This window comes from Novosphingobium sp. BL-S-20, assembly GCF_055521635.1.
The window spans coordinates 1736180-1759982 of the sequence record NZ_CM145494.1; the positions used below are offsets into that span (position 1 = coordinate 1736180).

Annotated in this window: 16 protein-coding genes; 10 read left to right on the forward strand and 6 right to left on the reverse strand. The window is 64.6% G+C overall.

All coding sequences use genetic code 11. The features are described 5' to 3' along the window. Window positions 1-184: 184 nt before the first annotated feature. The gene (locus ACZ1II_RS15900) at window positions 185-2269 is read left to right on the forward strand and encodes a TonB-dependent receptor (RefSeq protein WP_465144610.1); all 2085 of its coding nucleotides are present in this window, start codon (window positions 185-187) and stop codon (window positions 2267-2269) included. Window positions 2270-2366: 97 nt separating this feature from the next. Here ACZ1II_RS15900 and ACZ1II_RS15905 read toward each other — a convergent pair whose 3' ends face one another. Further along, window positions 2367-2963, reverse strand: a complete 597-nt coding sequence (locus tag ACZ1II_RS15905; protein WP_465144611.1) for an FMN-binding negative transcriptional regulator — start codon at window positions 2961-2963, stop codon at window positions 2367-2369. Window positions 2964-3156: 193 nt separating this feature from the next. Between ACZ1II_RS15905 and pdxR the strand changes: the two genes are divergently transcribed. Further along, entirely contained in the window at window positions 3157-4701 is a 1545-nt protein-coding gene (pdxR, locus tag ACZ1II_RS15910; protein WP_465144612.1) for a MocR-like pyridoxine biosynthesis transcription factor PdxR, read from the forward strand. A 146-nt stretch (window positions 4702-4847) separates the two neighbouring features. Then, the gene (locus ACZ1II_RS15915; RefSeq protein WP_465144613.1) at window positions 4848-6518 is read left to right on the forward strand and encodes an amidohydrolase; all 1671 of its coding nucleotides are present in this window, start codon (window positions 4848-4850) and stop codon (window positions 6516-6518) included. Window positions 6519-6579: 61 nt separating this feature from the next. On the opposite strand, the gene ACZ1II_RS15920 is transcribed toward ACZ1II_RS15915, so the two are convergent. After that, a complete protein-coding gene (locus ACZ1II_RS15920) occupies window positions 6580-7239 on the reverse strand; it encodes a hypothetical protein (RefSeq protein WP_465144614.1) in 660 nt (219 codons plus the stop codon). A gap of 372 nt (window positions 7240-7611) precedes the next feature. Between ACZ1II_RS15920 and ACZ1II_RS15925 the strand changes: the two genes are divergently transcribed. The 5 genes from ACZ1II_RS15925 to ACZ1II_RS15945 all read left to right on the forward strand — a co-directional run bounded on the left by ACZ1II_RS15925 (window position 7612) and on the right by ACZ1II_RS15945 (window position 13874). After that, complete coding sequence (locus ACZ1II_RS15925) at window positions 7612-8859, forward strand: glycosyltransferase family 4 protein (RefSeq protein ID WP_465144615.1); 1248 nt, start codon at window positions 7612-7614, stop codon at window positions 8857-8859. A gap of 94 nt (window positions 8860-8953) precedes the next feature. Further along, window positions 8954-9448: an RNA polymerase sigma factor gene (locus ACZ1II_RS15930; protein ID WP_465144616.1), complete on the forward strand. Its 495-nt coding sequence runs from the start codon at window positions 8954-8956 to the stop codon at window positions 9446-9448. Window positions 9449-9554: 106 nt separating this feature from the next. Next, the gene (locus ACZ1II_RS15935) at window positions 9555-10538 is read left to right on the forward strand and encodes a FecR family protein (RefSeq protein ID WP_465144617.1); all 984 of its coding nucleotides are present in this window, start codon (window positions 9555-9557) and stop codon (window positions 10536-10538) included. A 135-nt stretch (window positions 10539-10673) separates the two neighbouring features. Beyond that, the gene (locus ACZ1II_RS15940; protein ID WP_465144618.1) at window positions 10674-13169 is read left to right on the forward strand and encodes a TonB-dependent siderophore receptor; all 2496 of its coding nucleotides are present in this window, start codon (window positions 10674-10676) and stop codon (window positions 13167-13169) included. A gap of 102 nt (window positions 13170-13271) precedes the next feature. Next, window positions 13272-13874, forward strand: coding sequence for an energy transducer TonB family protein (locus tag ACZ1II_RS15945; RefSeq protein WP_465144619.1), 603 nt, complete (start codon window positions 13272-13274; stop codon window positions 13872-13874). Between the two features lie 2 nt (window positions 13875-13876). Here the strand turns inward: ACZ1II_RS15945 and ACZ1II_RS15950 are convergent, their stop codons facing one another. Both ACZ1II_RS15950 and ACZ1II_RS15955 read right to left on the reverse strand, forming a co-directional pair. After that, a complete protein-coding gene (locus ACZ1II_RS15950; RefSeq protein ID WP_465144620.1) occupies window positions 13877-14980 on the reverse strand; it encodes a cytochrome-c peroxidase in 1104 nt (367 codons plus the stop codon). 84 nt (window positions 14981-15064) lie between these two features. Further along, window positions 15065-15691: a response regulator gene (locus ACZ1II_RS15955; RefSeq protein ID WP_465144621.1), complete on the reverse strand. Its 627-nt coding sequence runs from the start codon at window positions 15689-15691 to the stop codon at window positions 15065-15067. Window positions 15692-15879: 188 nt separating this feature from the next. Between ACZ1II_RS15955 and ACZ1II_RS15960 the strand changes: the two genes are divergently transcribed. Together ACZ1II_RS15960 and ACZ1II_RS15965 are read left to right on the forward strand one after the other, a co-directional pair. After that, a complete protein-coding gene (locus tag ACZ1II_RS15960) occupies window positions 15880-16845 on the forward strand; it encodes a helix-turn-helix domain-containing protein (protein ID WP_465144622.1) in 966 nt (321 codons plus the stop codon). A 223-nt stretch (window positions 16846-17068) separates the two neighbouring features. Further along, the gene (locus ACZ1II_RS15965) at window positions 17069-20065 is read left to right on the forward strand and encodes a sensor histidine kinase (protein ID WP_465144623.1); all 2997 of its coding nucleotides are present in this window, start codon (window positions 17069-17071) and stop codon (window positions 20063-20065) included. Window positions 20066-20087: 22 nt separating this feature from the next. Here ACZ1II_RS15965 and ACZ1II_RS15970 read toward each other — a convergent pair whose 3' ends face one another. Further along, complete coding sequence (locus ACZ1II_RS15970; RefSeq protein ID WP_465144624.1) at window positions 20088-21713, reverse strand: inorganic phosphate transporter; 1626 nt, start codon at window positions 21711-21713, stop codon at window positions 20088-20090. A 100-nt stretch (window positions 21714-21813) separates the two neighbouring features. Then, on the reverse strand, window positions 21814-23763 hold the full coding sequence (gene acs, locus ACZ1II_RS15975) for an acetate--CoA ligase (protein ID WP_465144625.1): 1950 nt from the start codon (window positions 23761-23763) through the stop codon (window positions 21814-21816). Window positions 23764-23803 lie beyond the last annotated feature (40 nt).

Consider the following 23803-nt stretch of genomic DNA (forward strand, 5'->3'; position numbering starts at 1 on the left):
GGCTGTTGAAAACTGGAACTTTGCATTTCGGCCGAAGGCGGACATAGGGCGGATCGGAAATCCCCCGACATGGCTATGGCAAAACGAATCGGGCGATCGCAGGGATAAAGTGAAAATGATACGCATTCGCATATGCAGTAAAGGTCTGACACTCGTGCCCGCCGGGCTGGCTCTCGTGTCAGGAATGCCTGCCGTAGCCCAGAGCGTGTCCGCTGCCGAGGACATCGTCGTCACCGCGCAGCGCGAAAACGAGACGCAAGTCCTGCGCAAGGGCAGCCTGGGCGTTCTTGGCGACAAGGATGCACTGCAGGTGCCGTTTGCGATCAAGAGTTACAGCGAGACGCTGATCCTGAACCAGCAGCCTCTTACCTTGGGCCAGGTGCTGGAAAACGATCCCTCGGTTCGCACCTCGCTGGGCTCAGGCAATGCCTCGGAACAGTTCGTCATTCGCGGTTTCCCGCTTTACGGTGAGGATATCGCCATCGACGGGCTTTACGGCATCACCCCGCGCCAGCTGGTTTCGCCCGAGCTTTACGATCAGGTGCAGATCCTGAACGGCGCCAGCGCCTTCCTGTTCGGCGCAGCGCCCGGCGGCACGGCGCTGGGCGGCACCGTCAACCTCCAGCCCAAGCGGGCCAAGGACCAGCCGATCAGCCGGATCACGGCCAACTACCAGTCCGATGCCCATTTCGGCGGGGCGTTCGACTTCGGCCGCCGTTTCGGCGACCAGGGACAATTCGGCATCCGCATAAACGGGGCTGCACGCGGCGGCGATACGGCCATCGACGGCGAATACCGCAGTTCGGTGGTGACCGGCGCCGCCTTCGACTGGCGCGGCGAGCGTGCACGGCTTTCGCTCGATCTTGCCTATCAGCGCGTCAAGGTGAGGCACATGCGGCCGATGGTCCAGTTGAACGGCGTCTCGGCAGTGCCGGATGCTCCCGATGCCGACACCAATTACGGACAGGAGTGGAACTACACCACGATCCGCGACGTGTTCGGCATCGTGAAGTTCGAATATGACATCACCGACGATTTCCTGTTCTACGCCGCAGGCGGCGCGCGGGATACCGCGGAGCGCGGGGTCTATCAGGGGCTTCAGGTGACCGATGCAGCCACCGGCGCCGCTTTCGTCACAGGTTCGCGCATCCCGCGCAACGACAATAACGAATCGGCCCAGACCGGCATCCGGGGCAAGTTCGCGACCGGACCGCTCACCCACGAGATCAATCTCGGCGGTTCGCATAGCCGCTACATCAATCGCAATGCCTACGAATTCGGACCGTCGACCCGCAATGCCCTCAACGGCAACAATCTCTACGATCCGGTGCAGGTCGCCATTCCCAGCTTCACCCGGCTGCGGGCGGGAGACCTGGACGACCCGAATCCCGCCAACCGCACGCGCCTCTCCAGCCTCTTCGCGTCTGATACCGTCGGCGCCTTTGACGGCTTGGTGGAACTGACGCTTGGCCTGCGACACCAGACGATCTTCTACCGCGCCTACAACATCACAACGGGCGTGCGGACCAGTCGCTACAAGGAAAGCGCCACGACGCCGGTGGTGGGCCTGGTCGTGCGGCCTACGGAGCAGGTCTCGCTCTATGCGAACCGGATCGAAGGTCTTGCCCAAGGCCCGGTTGCCGGCTCCGGAACGATCAATGTCGGCGAAGTCTTCCCGCCCTACAAGACCGTTCAGTACGAAGTGGGCGGCAAGCTGGCGATGGGCCGCTTCAACGCATCGCTGGCCTTGTTCCAGACCGATCGACCCCAGACGCTCAACGAAGTGACGCCGGAAGGTACACTCTTCACGGTCAACGGTCAGCAGCGCAACAAGGGCGTCGAACTCAGCCTGGACGGCGAACCGGCGCCGGGCCTGCGGGTGATCGCGGGCGTATCGGTGACGGATGCGAAGCAGCGCCGTACCACCAACAACGCGACCGACGGCAACGATGCGATCGGCGTTCCCGAATATACCGCCAATGCCAACGTCGAATGGGACCTGGCCTTCCTGCCGGGCGTTACCCTGACCGGCCGGGTGATGCAGACGGGACGGCAGATGGTGAACCTCACCAATACGCTGGAATTGCCGGAATGGACCCGTTTCGATCTTGGCGCCCGCTATGTCGTCGCCATCGCGGACAAGCCTGTCACGTTCCGCTTCAACGTCGATAACGTCGCGAACAAGGGTTACTGGGCTTCCTCGCTCGGAGGATATCTGGTGCAGGGCATGCCTCGCGTCTTCAAGACGTCCGCGACCGTCGAATTCTGACCGGATGGCAGTCTGACCGGGCGGCAGGGCGCGGGCCGAAAGCCCGCCCCTGCCCTTCCCGCAGAACGCCGGACAAAGCGGGCTTGCACTATCGGGTTCAGGCCTGAAAGCGGCGCATCCACGCAACCAGTTCGCTATCGGGGTGGCTGCTCAGGATATGGGCGAGAACGTCCGGTCGCTCATCCTGCCCCAGCTTGAAGACACCCTTGCAGGATCGCACATCGGCGCGAAAGCCGATGATGGCCCCTGCCAGCCGGGCGTGGCGCTCGCCCAGTTCCCCCTTGTGCCAGGGCGACGAACGACCACGCTCCATGCTTTCCGTCAGGATGTCGAGCGCAGGCCCGGTCAGGGCCTCGTCGAAATGCAGATCGGCGACGACACGCAGTTGCACATAGTTCCAGGTCGGCGCCCAGTCGCGCAGCCCGGCATGTTCGGGCGAGACATAGGCCTGCGGTCCGGTGAACAGCAGGTGGACGCGGGGATCGGCCTGCAGGGCCGCGTGCAGCGGATTGTGCCGCGCCATATGCCCGATCAACGCGGCAAGCCTTCCCTCGGCGTCATATTCGCCGATGAGCGGCAGCAAAGACGTGGGAAGGTGGCCTTCCGGATCGCAGGACTGCACGCAGGCCAGCGGATATCGCTCGATCAGCAACCGGACGTCATCTTTACCATAGGACGTAAATGCGTTGTTCAATGCAGGGCTCCACTCGCGCAAATGTGCCGCCTCAACACGGGCGTGCCCGTAGCGCGATCATTCAAGCGACATGCGCTCGCATTTCCGGTCGCTCAAGGTCCAGTAACCGCAAGGCAGCAGGGACCAACAAGAAGATTGCCTCGCCGGAACCGTGGCCCTAAACATGCAGCGAAAACGAGGCAGAATAGAGCCAATGCTGCGCCCCCTACACGTCACGCTGGGTGACAGGATCGATCCTGCACTGCCGACACCGATCTACCTGCAAGTGATTGCCGCGATCGTCCGCGATATCGAACGCGGACGGCTTACGCCCGGCACCTATCTTCCCGGCAGCCGCCAGTTGGCGACAGAACTCGGCCTCAACCGCAAGACGGTGGTGCTGGCCTACGAGGAACTGATCGCCCAGGGCTGGCTGGAATCCGCCGGAACGCGCGGAACCATGGTGGCGACCGGCTTTCCCGATCCGGTTGGCGGCGAAGCCGGGGCGCACAGGGAACTGGTCCCGATCGGCGGGAAGCAGGTCCAGCCCGTGCAAGGCCTGCACGCCTCGATGGCGCCCGAGCCGCAATATCGCATCCTGCCGACCCCGGAGCGTCCTCTGGCACTGCCGACCGGCGATGGCATCAAGCTGGACGAAGGTGCGCCGGATGGCCGTCTGTTCCCGACCGAAGTGCTGGCCCAGGCCTATCGGTCCGCGCTGCAACGTTCCGCATCGCAGAACTACCTGCAATACCGCGAGCCTTTCGGCACCCCCGCGCTGCGGTCCGCCATCGCCGACATGCTACGCCACCAGCGCGGCCTGACGGTCGGCCCGGAGGAAATCTGCATCACCCGCGGCAGTCAGAACGGCCTGTTTCTCACGGCCCAGGCCCTGGTCCGCCCCGGCGACGCGGTCATCGTCGAGGAACTCACTTACGAACCTGCCATCGCCGCTTTCCGCATGATGGGCGCCAGGATCGTTCCGGTTCCTTTCGACGGACGCGCGATCGACATCGACGCAGTGGAACGGGCCTGTCGGCAATACAAGGTACGGGCGATTTTCCTCACGCCGCATCACCAGTTCCCGACGACCGCCGAACTGCGCCCGGAACGGCGGCTGGCATTGCTCAACCTTGCCAAGCAGTTCGGGTTCGCAATCATCGAGGACGATTACGACCACGAATTCCATTTCGCCTCGCAGCCGCTTCTGCCCATGGCCGCCTATGCGCCGGATCATGTGATCTACCTCGGCTCGCTCTCCAAGCTGCTCGTGCCCGCGCTGCGCGTCGGCTATGTCGTGGCGCCGGAGCCGATGATTCGGGCGCTGGGGCATTATGTGTCGCTCACCGATGGCATGGGCAATACCGTCACCGAGGACGCGGTGGCGCAGTTGATCACCAGCGGCGCGCTGCGGCGCCATGCCCGCAAGGCGCGCAAGGTCTACGCCGAACGCCGCACCCGCTTTGCCGCGAAACTGCGCGAGACCTTTGGAGACCGCGTCACCTTCGAGACGCCGGACGGAGGCCTGGCCTTCTGGCTGCGTTTTCCTGGTACCGATCTGGCCGCATTGGAAACCGAAGCGAGATCGCTGGGCTTGCGCTTCGCCTCGTCGGAATCCTTCATGGCGGTACACGGGGGCGAGATGAAAGCCGAAAGCGGGCTTCGCATCGGTTTCGCCAGTCTCACCCCCGCCGAAGCCGACAGCGCCATCCGCACGCTCGCCACGGCGCTGGACCGGGTGGCGCGCCTACCGTCCTGATCCCTGATCCGGCATGGCATTCGCTCCCCTCGGCAGAGTGGAAGCGAAACCTCTGGCCCCCTCTATCCGGAAAAAACTGGAGGATGGCGCCGCTCGCCTGCTCGACCATAGACATGTGATCGTCCAGAATCTCCACCGGAGGCGCCATGTCCCTGATCCTCAACCGCCGATCGTTCCTTGCTGGCGGCACTGCCGCGATGCTTTGCCGTCCGGCTTTCGCGGCGGATCGCACGCTTGACCTTGCTCTGGTCAACGCCCGCGTCTGGACCGGCAAGCGGGGCGGCCATGCCGATGCCATCGGGATTGCCGGGAATCGCATCGCTGCGGTCGGCGCGGCGGCGGTCAAGGCCGCAACCGGGCGCCGTACGCAGGTGATCGATCTTCAGGGTGCGTTCGCGATGCCCGCCTTCACCGACTGCCACACCCACTTCCTGCGCGGCGCGGCCAATCTCTCCCGGCCGGATCTGCTTGAAGCGAAAAGCCGCGAAGACTTCGTCGCCCGCATCGGCGCCGCTGCGCGGGCCTTGCCCAAGGGGGAATGGCTGCTTGGCGGGCCGTGGGACGAACAGCGCATCGGCGGTGTGCTCCCGCGCAAGGAATGGATCGACGCGGTTACACCGGACACCCCGGTCGCGATCCCGCGCACCGACCTGCACTCGCTGTTTCTCAATTCGGTGGCGCTCAGGCTGGTCGGCATCGACCGCAACACGCCCGATGTCGAAGGCGGCGTAATCGAACGCGACGAACAAGGCGAACCGACCGGCGTGCTCAAGGACAATGCCCGTCTACGTGCACTGGCCCGCATTCCGCCACCAAGCCCCGAGCAGGCTGAACGAACCCTTCGCGCAGGCATCGCCTACGCGCTGAGCAAGGGCGTGGCGCAAGTCCACAATACCGAGATCGACTGGTCGGTGCAGGATGCCCTGCTGCGCCTGCGGGCGAACGGCGCGGCGGAAACCGACCTCCGGTTCTATTCCTTCACGCCGATCGGTGATTGGGAACGCATGGCCGCCTTCGTGCGCGAGCACGGGCGCGGGGACGACTGGGTGCACTGGGGCGCGATCAAGTGCGTGTCCGATGGTTCGCTCGGCGCCCGCACCGCCCGCTTTCATGAGGAATATGCCGATGCCCCAGGCCAGCACGGGGTCTGGACGACGCCGATAGACAGCATGCGCGAATGGATACCCCGGATCGATGCCGCGGGTCTGGCCCTTGCCGTCCACGCCATCGGCGACGAGGCCAACGACGTCGTGCTCGATATCATGGCGGAAACGGCGCAGCGCAACGGTCCGCGCGACCGCCGCTTCCGCATCGAACATGCCCAGCATCTCAGCCCCGGCGCCATTGCGCGCATGAAGCGGCAGGACGTGATCGCTTCCGTCCAGCCCTACCATGCGATCGACGACGGTCGCTGGGCGGTTAAGCGGATCGGTGAGGAGCGGCTCGACCGGACATATGCTTTCCGGTCGTTCCTGGAGGCCGGAGTGAAGATGTGCTTCGGTTCCGACTGGCCAGTCGCGCCGCTCGATCCACTGACCGGAATCGATGCCGCGGTACGCCGTCAGACCATCGACGGTCTCAATCCGCAGGGCTGGCATCCCGAGCAGCGCATCGGCGTGGAGGATGCCCTGATCGCCTATACCGCGACGGCGGCCTATGCCGGTTTCCGCGACGACCGTCAGGGCCTGATCGCACCCGGCTATCTGGCCGATATCACGGTACTGGACCGCGACCTGCTCACCGCGCCGCAGGACAGCTACTTGTCGACCAAAGTGCTTCGGACTTTCGTGGGCGGCAAACAGCGTTATTCGACCTGATTGCGACTGGGAAACGGGCCACCCTCGCGACGGCGAGCCGCGAGGGTGGCGAAATCGGTTCTTACCGGACTGTCTCGGCAGAAGTCTGAACCGCAGGAACGGGCGCGGGCGTTGCCACCGTTATCAATTGCGGCTGGACGGCCTGGAAGGCGAGATCCTCATCGAGAAAGCCCTTAACCGCCGAGCCGCTGGCGATGAACGCGCTGGTGCCGGTGGTAAGAAACCCCGCAAGCGGAACCAGCGCAATCGCCGCCACCACGCCGCCGGTGCCTGTCACGCCCTTGTCGTCGAACGTGCCCGACATACGCACATTACGGCCATTGAGATTGAGCGAAACGACGCGCGCGCCGATATAGCCCGACTTGCCCCACATGCCCTTGTTGCGGACCTCGGTCACTTCCCCGATCGCAGACGTGCCTGAAGGTATCACGACGACGCCGTTCTGCGTCACGTTCTCGGCGACCTCCATCTGAAAGCGCTGCCCCACGCGCAGTTTCTTTTTCTTGGTCGTCAGTTCCTCGCGCGTGACCATGGCGATGGCGAGACCGGCCCGCATGATGTCGGGCTGAGCCGCAGGCACTATGGAAACCGCAGGCGCTGCCGCCACGGCCTGCACCGGAGCCACAGGTGCCGCCCCCGTCTGTGCAGTCAGCGTCTGCGCGGCGACAGGATGCGCGATAAGCGCCGCGCAGGGCAGCGCGAGCTTGTAGATAGTCTTCATGAAATACCCCCGTTTGCAGCGAATCATTCGCGTGCAGCAGGGAAATACTGCGGAAACGGTTACTCGAAAATGAGTGGCCAATTCAGGGTGTCGAGATTTTAACCCGGCGAGCTTCCCATCCGTAATGAGGGGGCATGACTGCCGATCCCATTCCGCCGAGCCCGTTTCCGCATTTCCGCCGGAACCGGCCGCTCGGGAGGATATCCGGGAGGAGTAACCTCATGGATAAGGCGGATTAACTCTCATGACGGCTGCTCATATCGATGCCGCTTGGGTGTAGAAGGACCTGGGCCTTCGCACGGGACGATCGTTCGGCGAAGAAGTCGAAACGGCCGGTCGCGCAATGCCGGTAACGGGGGGATTCGAAGGGCGATGGCAACGACGGGCTATCAGCAGGGCTTTCAGCGCGCGTTTGCACGGTTTCACCGCGAGCCTGCCAGTCTCACACGAAAGCGCGCCGTCCTGGTTCTCCCCGGCTTGGCCGCCGGCGGAGCCGAGCGCGTCGCCAACGTCATTGCCGAAGTGCTCGACCGGCGGGGCTGGAGCATCAGCGTGATCTCCTTCGCCGAAACGGGAAGCCCGTCCTATTACGAGTACCCTTCCGGCGTGGACGTGAGCCAGCTCGATCTTCCGCCGCGGCGCCAGTCGATCCTCGCAAGCAGGGTTACTGCCGTAAGGCGTGTCCTGCGGCTCCGCCGTGCCTTGCGCGACGCTGCCCCCGACGTCGTGGTCAGCTTCCTGACGCGGACCAACATTCTCACCCTGATGGCCGGGCTGGGACGGCATACTCCCATCATCGTGTCGGAGCGCAACAATCCTCAGGAGCAGCCGGTGGGGCCGATCTGGTCGTGGCTGCGCGCGCGCCTCTATCCTCGCGCTTTCGGGCTGGTGACCATGACGAAGGGCGCGATGGGCTGCTTTCCGCCTGTCATGCGCCCGCGAGAATGGGTCATCCCCAACCCCGTGCTCCGTTTCGAACGCCGAACTCGGCCGCCTGGAGACATCAGATGGGTCACCGCGGTCGGAAGACTGGTTCCCCAGAAAGGCTTTGACCTGCTGCTGCAGGCCTTTGCGCAAGTCTCGGGCGAATTCCCGATGTGGAACCTGGTCATCTGGGGCAAGGGTCCGGAACGCGAGCGACTGGAGGCCATGGCGCTTGAACTCGGTCTGGAGGGACGGGTGCGTTTTGCCGGTGTCAGTGACAGTCCGGGAGGCTGGGTCGATAGCGCCGATATCTTCGTCATGAGTTCGCGTTTCGAAGGCTGGGGCAACGCTTTGGCAGAAGCACTGGCCGCCGAAATTCCCGCGATCTCCTTCGATTGCCGTTGGGGACCGGGCGAATATATCGAGCAGGACGTCAATGGCAGGCTCGTTCCTCCAGAAGACGTTGCTGCCCTGGCCGAAAACATGCGCGATCTGATGCGTGATCCCGAACTGCGCAGGCGTCTCGGCACCCAAGCCGGAGCTATCGCGGAAGCATTTTCTGCCGAGAGTGTCGTCGACGAATGGGAAAAGGTCATGCAGCAGGCGGTGGAAAGCCGCGTCATGCAGACCTCCCGCCACACCGCGCTCGCCGCTCGGATCGAGACCGGGATTTCGGGCAGACAGCTCACCGGATAGGGATATCGCGCCGGGAACCCTCCACGGTAATTGCGAACGGTTCGCACCTATGGTAGCCGGCAGCCCCTCAACACGCTTTTGCCGGGAACCCTGCTTGGACGATCTGATCCGCCACCGCGCTGCTCTCGTGAGCTATGCGAGGCCGATCGTGCGCGATCGGTCGGAGGCGGAGGATGTCGTCCAGGAAGCGTTCCTCAGGCTGGCCGGTACGGACGACAGAACTGCGCGGCAGGATATTCGCAGTCCGTTGTCCTATCTCTATCGGATCGTGCGCAACATCGCGCTCGACCGGGTGCGCCGCGAGAAGATCGAGCGCCGCGAGGAGGAAGCACCGCAGTGGTGGATGATGCCGGCTCAGGCTCCCAACCCGGAGGATGAAGCCGCGCATCGACAACTGGTTGACCGGGTGGAGGCCGTGCTGCGCGAGATGGAACCACGCATGCGGCTGGCGCTGGAAATGAGCCGTTTCGAAGGCTTCACGCTTCAGGAGATTTCGGAAAGGCTCGGCGTTTCGATCGCCACGGTTCACCGGCTGGTGAAGGAGGCCCTTTCCCGCGTGGCGATGGCGATCGGGGACGACGCGACATGATGCTCCGGAATGCTCCGCACCAAAAATCGCGCTGCCGTGAAAAATTCGCCGCGCTCGTCCGTCATGACGGTTGCCAGAGCACCGGCACCGCAGCAAGGCAGAGACGATGAACCCCGCCCCACTTCCCAAGGAAACGATGGACACCGCCGTCGGTCTCCTGATGGACGCGCAGGCTGCGCCCGGCGATGCGGCCTTGCGCGGGCGGATCGAGGCCTGGCTTGATGAGGCTGCGGACAATCGGCGCGCTTGGGCGCGGGCCCAGCAGGCCTGGGCCATACTGGGCGATGTCGAACCGGAAGGGCAGCATGGCCGGAACGCCGGGTCTGAGGCAGAGATCATCGCCTTCCCCGTCGCCCGGACGCGGCCAGTCAGGTCTCGCCGTCTGGTCGTCGCATTCGGCGCCATGGCGGCGTCGCTCGCTCTGGTCCTGGCGATACAGCCTTCGTTGCTGCTGCGGATGCGGGCGGATCATGCGACCGGCACAAGAGAGCTTCGCGATGTGCGTCTGGCCGACGGCAGCACCGTTCGTCTCGGCGCGCGCAGTGCCATCGACGTGGATATGTCCGGCGGCGAACGGCGGGTTCGCCTGCTTGCGGGCGAAGCGTGGTTCGACGTGGCGCGTGATGCTTCGCACCCCTTCCTGGTCGATAGCGAGGGCACCGAGACCCGCGTTCTCGGCACCGCGTTCGAAGTGCGCGCTCTTGATGACCGTACCGAGGTCGGCGTGGGCCGCGGCCATGTTCGGGTGACGGCAGCGGGACGCAGCCGCGATCTCCTTCCCGGAGACCGTCTCGCGATCAAGCATGGCGACGGTAGGATGCGGGAGGAAAAAGTGCCGGTCGCCACTCTCGGCAGCTGGCGCGAGGGCTATGTCTTCGCGAACGAAGCCACGATAGCCGAGGCCGTTGACGAGATCAGGCGCTACGACAGCGGTTGGATCGTCATTGCCGACCGCAAGCTGGCGCAGCGCCGGATCACCGGCCTCTATGATGCGCGCGATCCGGCCAAGGCCCTGGAAGCCATGGTTGCTCCGGCGGGCGGCTCGATCACCCGGGTCACGCCTTACCTGACGATCGTGCGCGCCCGCTGAATCCGGGGCATTTTCCAAGGCCCCAAAAAATCTTCAGATGCTGTGAAAAATAATCCCGACCACTCCGTCTAACCCGCGATTGCAACGCATTTGCAATGCCAAGCTCCTTGGCCATGTTCCTTTTGGGGGTTACGAATGACGACTTCTCTCCGTGGCGGGCCGCGTCCCCGCCGTGATGCGCTGCGCCCGGCGATCCTGGTTGCCCTTGTCGGTGTGAGCGCCATGGCTCTGACCGCGCCTGCCCAGGCCCAGGCGCAAGAGCGGGCGCAAGAACAGGCGGGGGCCAAGCGCTTCGACATTCCTGCCCAGTCGCTGGCGAGCGCCATCAATGCCTTCGGGCGCCAGTCCGGCCTCCAGATCACCGCCGATGCCGCCGTGGTCAGCGGCATTCGCAGCCAGACCGTACAGGGCGAGATGCCCGCCCTCACCGCACTCAGCCACATGCTGTCGGGCACCGGGGTGACGTGGCGCATGTCGGGCAGCGCGGTCGTGTTGATCGCTGCGCCTCGCAGCGCGGACGGTTCGATCCAGCTCGGTTCGGTGCGCGTCGAAGGCGCGGGAACAGGCGGCGCGGGCTATGCCGGTCCTGCCGACCTTCCCCCGGCCTATGCCGGCGGGCAAGTCGCCACGGGCGGCCAGCTTGGCCTGCTGGGCAATGTCGGCGTGATGGATACGCCGTTCAACGTCACCTATTACACCAACGAACTGATCGAGAACCAGAATAGCCGCGGCCTGCTGGACGTGCTGGACAACGATCCGTCGATCCGCGTCAGCGCTGCGCGCGACGGGGAGTCTGCCACCGTCATCATGCGCGGCTTCGAACTGACCGGGCGCGAAGTGCTCGTCAACGGCATGTTCGGCGCTTCCGACACGCGCGGCACGATGATCGAGGCGGTCGAACGGGTCGAAGTCCACAGGGGGCCGAGCGCGATGCTCAACGGCGTCAGCCCCTGGGGCTCGTCGTTCGGCGGTTCGATCAACTACGTGCTCAAGCGGGCCGGTGACACCCCGCTCAACCGGGTGACCGCGACTTACGCCTCGGAAAGCCAGTTCGGCGCCAATCTCGACGTGTCGCGCCGGTTCGGGGCGAACAAGGGCTTCGGCGTGCGCGTCAATGCGGTCTACCGCGACGGCGCCACCGATGTCGACCACACCGACAATCGCTCGGCCATGGTCGCCGCTGCGCTCGACTATCGCAGTGACGATCTTCGCGTGACCATCGATCTCGGCCATCAGGACCGCCTGCTCAAGGGGGGCTGGAGCAGCACCCGCATCGGCTCGCGTGTGGCCGTGCCCAAGGCGCCCGACGCCCGCACCAATTCCAAGCAGAAGTGGGAGTTCTGGGACGGCCAGACCGACTACGGCATCGGCCGCATCGAATACGATTTCGCGCCGGGCTGGACGGCTACCGCCGCCTATAGCCGCAACCAGTCGGACGAAGTCTATCTCCAGGTGATCGACAGCATCACCAGTGTCCAGGGCGCCAAGAGCGGCTTCCCCTACTGGATACCGGCGCGCAGCCGCAACGAGAGCTACGAGGGTTCGATCAAGGGCAAGTTCGATACCGGCCCGATCTCGCACAGCATTTCGGTGATCGCCTCCGCCAACAATGCGAAGCGTGGCCAGCTGAACTATTACCTCTCCGATTGCGGCACCGGCTGCGCGGCTTCGAACATCTATACGCCGATCTATTACCCGGCCCCCGATAGCAGAGCCCTGAGCAAGAGCGCCGGACGCCTGACATCGCAGTACGACTACGAGGGGCAGGCCGTTGCCGACATCATGAGCATGGCGGACGACCGGGTGGTCCTGATGCTTGGCGCGCGGCGCCAGAAGGTAGGGCAGAAGACCTTCTCGACAGCCGGCGTCCTCACCCGCCGCTATGACCGCAGCCGCGTTTCGCCTTCGGTCGGGCTGGTCGTGAAGCCGGTCGAGAACCTGTCGGTCTACGCCAGCTACATCGAATCGCTCAATCCCGGCGGTATCGCCAGCAGCTATTATGCCAATGCCGGCGACATCTTCATGCCCTTCGTCACCGACCAGTACGAGGCGGGCGTGAAGTACGATCTCGGCACGTTCACGGTGACCGCCGACGTGTTCCAGATCGCGGTCCCCAGTGCCGTCGAAGTCGCCAGCGCCACGACTGGCGGCCAGCCCACGCTGGAATACGACGGCTTGCAGCGCAATCGCGGGATCGAGCTGAACTTCTTCGGCCAGCCCTTCGATCATCTGCGTCTGCTGGGCGGTGCGATGTACCTCGATGCCGAGATGACCCGCACCGAGGGCGGCCTCAACGACGGTCGCCGCGCGCGCGGTTCGCCGGAGTTCAACGTCAACTTCGGCACCGAGTGGGACGTGCCAATGGTTCCCGGCCTGACACTCACCGGGCGTGTCGTCTATACCAGCCGCGAATATATCGACCTCACCACGACCAAGGCCCGCAGCATTCCGGCCTGGACACGCGTCGATGCGGGCATCCGCTATGCCTTCGAGGCCGCCGGGCGACCGATGCAGTTTCGCCTGACCGCGGACAACCTGTTCGACCGCAACTACTGGGCCGCCGCCTCGCGCGGGGTGCTCACGATGGGAGCACCGCGATCGGTGCGCGCATCGCTCGCCGTCGATTTCTGACCCTCGGACATGGCTTACCGGCAGACGTACCGGCCATCGGCCGCCGACCGCGCCCGCGGCCTGTCCATTGCGCTCCTTCTGCACGCCTGTGCGGGGGGAGCGTTGCTCGTCGGGTGGTCCTTCACCGCATCGCCCGCCCTGCATGAGCCGCTGGCCGTCATCGATCTCGCCGCCCCCGCCTCGCCCCCGCAGCCGGAACGGGAGGCCGAGAAGGATGCTCCGGAGCCGGTCGAGCAAAGCGACCCGGTGCCCGCGAAAGCCGTGACGGTCGAGGTCCCGCCCGCCGTGATCGCGCTGGCGCCGCCCCTTCCCGCTGCGGTTCCGGTCGCCGACCCGCAACCGCGGCCGCCACAGGCTGAAAGCGTGGCACCCAAGGCGATCGAGGCGCCGCCTGCGGAAACCGTATCTTCCAATGCCAAGGACAGTTGGGAAAGCCGCGTTCTTGCCCGGCTCGCCAGTCGCAAGCGCTACCCCGCCACGGCACGGGCGCGCCGCGATCAGGGCGTCGCCTGGGTTCGTATCACGATTGACCGGCAGGGACGGGTGCTGGGCGTCGCGCTGGCCCAGGGCTCGGGCAGCGGCGCGCTGGACCGGGAAGCGATCGCCTTGCCGCAGCGCGTTTCGCCCTTGCCGGAGCCACCGAAAGACCGGACGGGAGAAACGCTGGAACTGGTGGTCCCGGTCGAATTCATGCTGCCGCGCTGAACTTACAGGACTTGCAGGAACGCGACGAGCGCCTCGCGTTCCTCCTGCGTGAGGTCGCGGGGCTTCAGCAAGGGATCGGCAAGCGGCGGCGGTGCGGTTTCGGCCGGGGCCCCAGTCTTTGGCCCGGTCTTCACATCGGTCCCTCCCCCGCCCGCATAGAACATCACCACCGGCTCCAGGAAGGGAAAGAACCCGGCGTGCATGTAGGGGCGGGTGTAGATCAGTCCGCGCAAGGTCGGCGTGCGGAAGGCACCGACATCCTCGGGCCTGCCGGTGACTTCCCAGCGACCGAGATCCTGCTTTGCCGTGCCGTAGAAGCTGAGGCCGAGATTGTGGAATCGGTTGTCGGTAAGAAGCGGCCCGCTGTGACAGTTCGCGCATCCTGCTTTCGTGCGGAACAGGTGCAGGCCCTGCAGTTGCCGGTCGCCAAGCACGCTTACACCTTGCGTGAAAACCCGGTCCCAGCGGTTCTTCGGCGGGGTAAGGCTGCGCTCGTAGACGGAGATCAGCGCGGCGATATCGTCCAGCCGGATACGGCGCGGTCCGTTCAAGGCGGCAAAGGCCTCACGGTAGCTTTCCTCGCGATTGATCCAGCGCTCGATGCGGCGGCGGTTACCCGCCATTTCGAGAGGGTCGGAAAGCGGCCCGAGTACCTGTGCTTCCAGTGTCGTCTCGCGCCCGTCCCAGAACAGGTCGTGGGTCCAGCCCGCCGTGAAGAGGGCGGGTGCATTGCGGCGCCCGCGCTTGCGATCATGGCCGAAGGACGTGCGCAGTCCATCGGTGAAGCCCAGTTCGATGTTGTGACAGGATGCACAGGCGATCTGTCCCGACCCCGAAAGGCGAGGCTCCTCGAACAGGCGCTTACCCAGAGAGACCGCCTGCGCATCGGGTGCGGGAGAAACGGCGGGGACCGGACCGAACTCCGCGAACCGCGCTCCCGGCTCCAGCCATGGACGGGGCCAGGTTTCCGGCGGTCCTGCATAGAGCGCTCGCAGGCCGGAAGGATCGTCGTCGGTCCGGGCGGGCGCACTGGCGGCCTGAAGAGAGAACAGCAACACCGCTGTCGACAGGGCGAGCGCGATGCGGGCGGTAGGAAAAAGGCTCAAGGCTTGCTCGCACGAAAGATGGGACCTTTCGACGAACGAACGCCGGTTATTTTTCAGGATTTCTTTCGCAGGCTGTGCGGCGCTTCAGAGTTCGATCATTCCCCGGCGCAAAGCGATCGTCACGGCATGAGTGCGATCTACCGCCTCCAGCTTGCCGAGAATGATCTTCATGTAGCCCTTCACGGTCTCTTCGGAGATTTCGAGGCTGGCGGCGATGCGCTTGTTGGAATTTCCGGCAGCGGCCAGTGTCAGGACGCTTCGTTCCCGGTCGGTCAATTGCTGGTTGCCCTGGTGCTGGGCGATCTGGGAAACGACTTCCGCGCTGAGATATTCTCGGCCCTCGTGGACCGTGCGAATGGCCTCGATCAGTTCGTTATGCAGATTGCTCTTGAGGATGTAGCCCAGGGCCCCTGCCCGCAGGGCGCGCAAGGCCTGGGCGTCGCCCGAATAGGTCGTGAGCACCAGGATTTTCGCCTCCGGGAATTCCCGCCTGATCTGTTCGATCGCCGCAATCCCGTCGAGGATGGGCATCTGCAGGTCGAGCAGGATCAGGTCCGGCAGCAGCGCGCGGTAGAGATCGACGGCCTGACGGCCATCCTCGGCTTCTCCGATGACATGGACTTCGTCGGTCATGGACAGCACCGCACGTACGCCGCGCCGGATGAGGGGATGATCGTCCGCAACGACAATGCGGATCTTGTCCTCTCGCATTCGAGCTCTCGCCTCCTTGATCAGGTCTTCGGATAACGCCGTGCCTGCCGTGAGACAATCCGCATGCAGCCCCCCATTTCGAGGGGGCAACCCCTCGAAATGGGGGGGGGACGCAGAGCCTCTCGACGCGGATACTGCGCTCACATTCACTCAGTCTCGTCGCAACGCCAAGGACCCCCGGATCGGCTATGGACAGACACATCAACTCCGACACCAATCGTTTGCAGTCGTTTCTGCGCGTGAAAGACGCCTCGACTGTCAGTTTCGCAGGGCCAGGAGGTTTTCCGATCGGTATCGCCCGGCTGCGTTCGGAAACCGGCGGTGTGGGCATGACCGACGCTCATGTCACCGAGGACGCCTTCATGATCAACGTCCAGATGATCGATTATGAAGGCGACATTTTCCTGGATGGTCGGAAACTTGGGTTCCGGCGGCAGGCCTCCGGACATACGGCGTTCTTCGATTATCGCAGGTCCTGGCGCGCAAATTTGCGTTCGCCATTCGCCTGCCTGAATTTTCACCTGGACCGCCGTGCATTGGGCATCGCTGCGATGAAGGGTACCCACGGCGAGATCGACGGTCTCGATGTCGCTCCGGGCGAGCCGGTCGAGGACCTGCAGATCTATCGATTGGCCAAGGCCTTGTGGCCGATTTTCGACAAACCCATCGAACCCGGTCGCCTGTTCATGGAGCAGGTAGGCTGGGCTCTCTGCGCCCACATCGCGCAGCATTACGGAATAAAGGAAAGAACTTCGCCGCAATCACGAAGCGGCCTTGCCGCCTGGCAGGAACGCAGGGCCAAGGAACTCATCGAAGCGTCGATAGACGGAGACGTTTCCGTCGAGCTTCTGGCCGAGGAATGCGGCCTGTCCGTCGCCCATTTCGCGCGCTCCTTCAAGCAGTCCGTCGGCATGCCGCCCCATCGGTGGCTGCTCAGCCGCAGGGTCGAAAAGGCCAAGGAGATGCTTCGGGATGAGGCTCTGTCCGTCTCGCACATTGCGGTGGGGTGCGGATTTGCCGACCAAAGCCACATGAGCAGGGTGTTCCGGAAATTCACCGGAATGCCGCCCAGGGCCTGGCGCAAGCTGCACACCGATTTCGCCTGCGACGAAGACATTCCGGAGATCCACGCCTTGCTGCCCCAGGAGCTTTGACGAGGCGGCGACGAACGGGCATGTAGCGGTGAAGAGGGCCTGATAATCGGGATCAGGCTCCAGTCGCGGGCAAGGACTGGCCGCACGGTCTATTGGGATTTATCGTGTGAACCTTGCGGCAGGCTCCCGCTTGCAGGCTGTCATCGCCTGTCTTGCACTGAGCGTTCTTATCGGGGGGCCTGCTGCCGCCCCTGCCCTTGCCGAACATCAGGCGCGGTCTTCCATGGCCGATCCCGAGTCTCACGGCGATATGAGCCTCGGGCGCTTTCATCACGATTTCTGGAATGCCGAAGAAGGCGCGCCCTCGCTCATCAACACGATAACGCAGACACCTGACGGTTTCCTGTGGCTGGGTGCCGACGACGGCCTCTGGCGCTTCGACGGTATTTCCTTCGAGCACCTGACCGGCCCGGACATCAAGGGGACCAGTCCGTTTTCAGTCTCTTCGCTCTTCGTCAGCCGCAAGGGTGAATTGTGGATCGGGTTTGCCCAGAGCGCGGGCGTTTCCCGTTACCAGCACGGGCGTCTCGAAGACATGAAGCTGCCCCGCCCGCCGCTCATGGTGACCAACCTCCTGGAAGGCCCTGACGGTGCTATCTATGCGGAATGGGGCGGAATATCGGGACGTCTCTGGCGGTGGAAGGACCGCAAGTGGCAACAGGTCGAGGATGAACTGGGCCTTCCTCCCGGCTTCACGATCGGTATAATTGCCACTCGCGACGGATCGATCCTGGCCCCGGTGCTCGACACCGACCAGCGTAAAACCCGGATCGCAAGGCTGGCGCCTGGAGAGAGCCGGTTCAAGGTTTTGCCCGGCACCTACGAATTCGCGCGGCTTACCGTTGATCGAGGGGGGAATATCTGGATTTCGGACCGGGACTGGCTGCGGCGCTACGCCCTGTCCGGCTCCGGCCTCAAGCCGGTTGGCGCCACGTACCCGATTCCGCGCAGCAACGGCATGCGCTTTGTCTCGTTCGACGATCACGGCGGCGTATGGAGCGGCTCGTGGGGTTCCCCGGTCACCAGCCGGCTCAATCTGAAGCCCGGAAAGACCGACAAGGCGATCGAGACCTACCGCTGGCCGGATACCGCTGACACCGATGGCGTGAGAGCGAACTTCAGCGATACACAGGGCGCCATATGGATAGCGGACAGCCGCGGCCTGCTCCGGTTTCGATCCGCCGACGTCGTCATGGATCCAGCAGTGGCTGGCGACAATGTCGACGGTATCCAGCTCGTCAGCGCAAGGGACGGCACCGTCTATGCGGCATCGCACAGCAAGCTCTATCGATTGCAACCGGGATCTGCCGCCAGACACGTTCTGGACCTGAAGGACGATCCGATCTTCTGCGCAGGCAAGGCAGGAGAGATCATCTTGGCCCAGGCCCACAAGATATACGCCCTGTCGGCGCAAGGCCGGCTTAGATATCTCATGTCGATATCCGTGGCTCCCAGTGCGTGCGGGCTCGATTCCGCCGGCAGGATATGGCTGAGAGGCTATGACGGCAGCACCTGGCGATACGATGAGGGGAAGATGCGCGAACGCCCCGACCTTAGGGCGAAAGCCAGAGGCGGTGTCCTCGGTCTTTCTGCCAATGCCAAGGGTGAGATCGCCGTCCCGCTCGACAATGAGACGATCGCGGTCTTTTCCGGCAACCGCAAGCTGATCTATCGTCTTCCCGGCACTGAACCGACACAGATAAACAGCATTTCTCCCGGCCTCGGCGGTTTCGTCGCGTTTGCCGGCAACGGTGTTGTTCGCTTCGCCGGCGGCTATGCCACACGGCTTGATCCCTTGTCCGCGCCCTGGACACGCCGCGTGAACACCATGGTGGAGACGCCGGGCGGAGACGTCTGGTTCAGCAGTCTGGAGGGCCTGTCCAAAGTGCGGACCGCCGACCTGCAGGCAGCGTTCGATCACCCCGGCGCACCGTTGCGGCGGCGCCTTTTCGACGGGCGTGACGGCCTGGCCGGAAGCGCGCAGCGTTTCGGGCCGGTCGGGCAGAAGATCGCCCGCGACGGCGAAGGACGGATATGGGCCGTCCGAACCGCCGGACTGGCGCGCATCGACCCACGCTCGGCGAGTATCGACAACACGCCGCCGCACATCGCCTTCCGCCTCCTGACGACCAATCGGGCGAACTTCCGGGACCCGCAGCCGGTCACGCTTGAAGCCGGCACCCGTTCGGTGCGCATTGCCTTTTCCGCGACGGGCATCCTGCGCCCCGACCTCGTGCGCATCCGCTATCGCCTCGAAGATGTGGATGCGGACTGGATCGACGCCGGCCCGCGCAGAGGAGCGGGATACTCGAACCTCGGCCCCGGCAAATACAGGTTCGTCGTCATGGCATCCGCAGACGGCGGCAGGACGACGACACGCTGGCTCTCGTTCGAGATCCTCCCCACTTTCCTCGAAAGCTGGTATTTCAAGGTTTTATGCGGCGCGGCCTTCTTCGCGCTGCTGTGGCTGGGCATCCGCCTGCGCGTCGCTGCCGTCGGCCGGAGTATCGGCGCCCGCCTGGCCGAGCGCCATGACGAGCGCGAACGTATCGCCCGCGAACTTCATGACACGCTTCTCCAGTCGGTTCAGGCCCTGCTGCTCGACTTCCGTCTTGTGGCGACCTCGCTTCGGTCCAGCCATGCCGGTTCCGAGCGTCTGGAGGGCGTGATCGAACATGCCGAAGCGGTCATCGCCGAAGGACGCGACCGCGTATACAACTTGCGTGCGCACCGCGAGGTCGATTCGCTCGAAGTGCGGCTGCGCGCGATCGCCGCGCAAAGCGGACTTGCCGATAAGGCCGAATTGAACATCGTCAGCTACGGTGAAATCCAACCCCTCACGCCCTCTGTCGCCGAGGAAGTTGCGCGGATCGCCACCGAGGCCCTGTTCAATATTTCCCGGCATGCCGGGGCCAGCCGGGTCGATATCCTCATCAACTATCTTGCCACCACACTGACGATCTCGTTCATCGACAACGGCGTGGGGATCGATCACGAGGTGGTCCAGGCCGGGCGCCGCGCCGGTCATTTCGGGCTGGTCGGCATGCAGGAGCGCGCAAGGAAGCTGCAAGGCCGGATGCTGCTCGATCGCGGTCCGGAGGGCGGCGCGGAAGTCACGCTCGTCATTCCCGCCGCCGTCGCGTTCAAGGGGGCGATCGGGCCGCTGCGGGGCCTTTGGCAATCGGTCAGGGATGCACTCTCCTTTCGGGAGCGTCCCTGACGCGAATTGTGTCAATTCCTCGTCAGAACAGTTGCGCAAAGACCATGTAGAGCGCGCCCGCCATCACGATCGAGACCGGCAGGGTCAGCACCCAAGCCATCAGCAGGTTGCGGATCGTGCTCATTTGCAGGCCCGACCTGTTCGCCGCCATCGTCCCGGCGACACCGGACGAAAGGACATGGGTGGTCGAGACCGGCAAACCGAGGTGATCGGCGCCGAGGATCGTCCCCATCGCCACGAGTTCGGCCGCGGCGCCCTGCGCATAGGTGAGGTGCGTCTTGCCGATCTTCTCGCCCACGGTCACGACGATGCGGCGCCATCCAACCATGGTGCCGAGGCCGAGTGCAAAGGCCACGGCGATCTTGACCCAGGTCGGAATGAAGCGGGTGCCCGCATCGAGTGAGGTCTTGTAAGTGGCCAGGCTGTCCTGCGCAGATTGCGAGAGCACCGGCGGTTTCTGCTTGCCCAGCCCCTTGATCGCCTCCGAGGCGAGGTACATGTCGTTGCGGATGTTGCTGACCGCCGCCGCGGGGACTTTCGCAAGCGAGCCGTAACCCATCACCTGCCGATCTACATCATGGACGAGGCGGGCGAGGGCTGGAAGCGTTTCCGGGGTGAAGCTCTTGTCGGCGATATAGGCCGTCACCCTGCGGCGCGCCTCTTCCGGGGCCATGTCGATCCGCTGCGCACTGCTGTCCAGCGCGGCTTCCGCTGCGATGGAGCGGCTGTGGAACTCGGCCATGTAGCGCTCCGGAACCGCGCGGTTCAGCGCATAGGCGGTAGGAACCGTGCCGATCAGGATCAGCATGATCAGGCCCATGCCCTTCTGGCCGTCGTTCGAGCCATGGGCGAAGCTGACGCCGGTGCAGGTGAAGATCAGCAGCGCGCGAATCCACAATGGCGGCGGCGCGCCGTCCTTGGGTTCTTCGTAAAGCGCCTTCTTTCGCACGAGCACCCGCATGGCCAGGAACAGCAGTGCGGCGATGCCGAAACCGATCAGCGGCGAGAACAGCAGGGCCTGTCCGATCTCTGCGGCCTTGCCCCAGTCCACACCTGCCGTACCGCCCTTGCCGTGCATCAGCGCGTTGGCCACGCCGACGCCGATGATCGAGCCGATCAGCGTGTGCGAACTGGACGAGGGAATGCCCAGCCACCAGGTCGCGAGGTTCCAGAGGATCGCCGCCAGCAACAGCGCGAAGACCATCGCAAAGCCGGAATTCGATCCCACCTGCAGGATCAGTTCGACCGGCAGCAGCGAGACGATGCCGAAGGCGACCGCCCCGGTCGAGACGAGCACGCCCAGGAAGTTGAAGAACCCGGACCAGACCACTGCCACGTTGGCGGGCATGGCATTGGTATAGATCACCGTGGCCACGGCATTGGCGGTATCGTGGAAGCCGTTCACGAACTCGAAGCCGAGCGCGATCAGCAGGGCGACGAACAGCAGCAGGAACGGCAGGTAGGTCGTCGGTTCCACCCCGACTGCCGCGGCGTCCGAATAGACGCTGTAACCGACATAGAACAGCGCGGCGGCGATCGCCGCACCGAAGCCGATCCGGCCCGCGGCGCCCAGCCCCTTGTCGAGTTCCGGTCGGGTACTGGTCCCGGCCCCAGAATTGCCATCGAAGGCCGTTAGCGTCGCATTCATGGTTTCGCCTCAGTTTACGAGACGGAAACCCTACGGTCGTTCGATGACACAATTGCTGCGGCGGCATGCGCGAACACGCACCGCCTCAGCGGGATGGGCTTCAGGCGGTAGCAGGTTGCTGACGGCCTGCGATCAGGTTGTCGACCACCGAGGGATCGGCGAGCGTCGAGGTGTCGCCGAGGTTCGAGAAGTCATTCTCGCCGATCTTGCGCAGGATGCGGCGCATGATCTTGCCCGATCGGGTCTTGGGCAGACCGGGCGCGAACTGGATCACGTCGGGCGTGGCGATCGGGCCGATCTCGTGGCGGACCCACTTGATCAGTTCGCGGCGCAGCTCCTCGTCGGGCACCACTTCGGCATTGCAGGTGACGAAGGCATAGATGCCCTGCCCCTTGATCTCATGCGGCATGCCCACGACCGCCGCCTCGGCGACGGCGGGATGCGCCACGAGCGCGGATTCGACTTCCGCCGTGCCCATGCGGTGGCCCGAGACGTTGATGACGTCGTCGATGCGGCCGGTGATCCAGAAATAACCGTCCTCGTCGCGGCGGCAGCCATCGCCGGTGAAGTAGTGACCGGGGAAGGTCGTGAAATAGGTCTGGAAAAAGCGCTCGTGATCGCCCCAGACGGTGCGCATCTGGCCCGGCCAGCTGTCGGCGATGACGAGGCAGCCATCGGTGGCCCCCTCCAGCACGGTGCCGTCGTTGTCGAGCAGCATCGGCTTCACCCCGAACAGCGGCTTGCTGGCCGAACCCGGCTTGAGCGCGGTGGCGCCGGGCAGCGGGGTTATCATCGCGCCTCCGGTTTCGGTCTGCCACCAGGTATCGACGATCGGGCAGCGCCCCTCCCCCACGACTTCGTGATACCATGACCAGGCTTCGGGATTGATCGGCTCACCCACCGAGCCGAGCAGGCGCAGGCTCTGGCGCGAGGTCTTTTTCACCCAGTCGTCGCCCTCGCGCATCAGCGCACGCAGCGCGGTCGGCGCACCGTAGAAGATCTCGACCTCGAACTTGTCGACGACCTGCCAGAAGCGGCTCGGATCGGGGAAATTGGGAACGCCCTCGAACATCACCGTGGTCGCGCCGTTCATCAGCGGGCCGTAGACGACATAGGAATGGCCGGTGACCCAGCCGATATCCGCCGCGCACCAGTAGATCTGGCCGGGGCGATAGTCGAAGACGTATTCGTGCGTCATCGAGGCCCAGACCGAATAGCCGCCGGTAGTGTGCAGCACGCCCTTGGGCTTGCCGGTCGAGCCGGAAGTATAGAGGATGAACAGCGGGTCCTCGGCGTTCATTTCCTCGGGCGGGCAGTCGGCGGACTGCTCCGCGACGGCCGAGGCCCAGTCGATGTCGCGGCCCTCGACCATCGGCACCTTGGCGCCGGTATGGCTGAGCACGATGACGGTATCGACTCCGGGGCAGGCCTTCAGCGCCTCATCGACATTGGCCTTGAGCGCGATCTTCTTGCCGCCGCGCAGGCCCTCGTCCGAGGTAAGGACGATGCGGCTGTCGCAGTCCTGGATGCGGCCGCCGAGCGCGTCGGGCGAGAAGCCGGCGAAGACGATCGAGTGGATCGCGCCGATCCGGGCGCAGGCGAGCATGGCGACGGCCGCTTCGGGCACCATCGGCAGGTAGATCGTCACCCGCTCGCCGCGCTTCACGCCCCTGGCCTTGAGCAGATTGGCGAAGCGGCAGACCGATGCGTGGAGCTCGCGGTAGGTGATGCGGCGTTCCAGGTTCTTCGGATCGTCCGGTTCCCAGAGGATGGCTACGGCATCGCCGCGCTCGGCAAGGTGGCGATCGAGGCAATTGGCCGAGAGATTGAGCGTGCCGTCGGTGAACCAGGAAATGCCGAAGTCGGCCTCGTGGAAGCTGGTCTGCTTGACGACGCTGAACGGCTTGATCCAGTCGATCCGCTGCGCTTCCTCGCGCCAGAACCCGTCCGGGTCCTCGACCGAGCGCGCGTACATCTGCTGGTAACGCGCCTCGTCGATCAGGGCGTTCTTGGCCCACTCGGTGGGCACGGGATAGATGGCCTCGGCCATGATGTCCTTCTCCTCTCGCCGGTATCCTCTCCGGCAGATT

What these genes read in the sequence shown, in the direction of transcription:
- ACZ1II_RS15900 (WP_465144610.1), top strand. Translation starts at nt 185, where the DNA reads ATGCCTGCCGTAGCCCAGAGCGTGTCCGCTGCCGAGGACATCGTCGTC.
- pdxR (WP_465144612.1), top strand. Translation starts at nt 3,157, where the DNA reads ATGCTGCGCCCCCTACACGTCACGCTGGGTGACAGGATCGATCCTGCA.
- ACZ1II_RS15915 (WP_465144613.1), top strand. Translation starts at nt 4,848, where the DNA reads ATGTCCCTGATCCTCAACCGCCGATCGTTCCTTGCTGGCGGCACTGCC.
- ACZ1II_RS15920 (WP_465144614.1), bottom strand. Translation starts at nt 7,239, where the DNA reads ATGAAGACTATCTACAAGCTCGCGCTGCCCTGCGCGGCGCTTATCGCG.
- ACZ1II_RS15925 (WP_465144615.1), top strand. Translation starts at nt 7,612, where the DNA reads ATGGCAACGACGGGCTATCAGCAGGGCTTTCAGCGCGCGTTTGCACGG.
- ACZ1II_RS15935 (WP_465144617.1), top strand. Translation starts at nt 9,555, where the DNA reads ATGAACCCCGCCCCACTTCCCAAGGAAACGATGGACACCGCCGTCGGT.
- ACZ1II_RS15940 (WP_465144618.1), top strand. Translation starts at nt 10,674, where the DNA reads ATGACGACTTCTCTCCGTGGCGGGCCGCGTCCCCGCCGTGATGCGCTG.
- ACZ1II_RS15955 (WP_465144621.1), bottom strand. Translation starts at nt 15,691, where the DNA reads ATGCGAGAGGACAAGATCCGCATTGTCGTTGCGGACGATCATCCCCTC.
- ACZ1II_RS15960 (WP_465144622.1), top strand. Translation starts at nt 15,880, where the DNA reads ATGGACAGACACATCAACTCCGACACCAATCGTTTGCAGTCGTTTCTG.
- ACZ1II_RS15965 (WP_465144623.1), top strand. Translation starts at nt 17,069, where the DNA reads ATGGCCGATCCCGAGTCTCACGGCGATATGAGCCTCGGGCGCTTTCAT.
- ACZ1II_RS15970 (WP_465144624.1), bottom strand. Translation starts at nt 21,713, where the DNA reads ATGAATGCGACGCTAACGGCCTTCGATGGCAATTCTGGGGCCGGGACC.
- acs (WP_465144625.1), bottom strand. Translation starts at nt 23,763, where the DNA reads ATGGCCGAGGCCATCTATCCCGTGCCCACCGAGTGGGCCAAGAACGCC.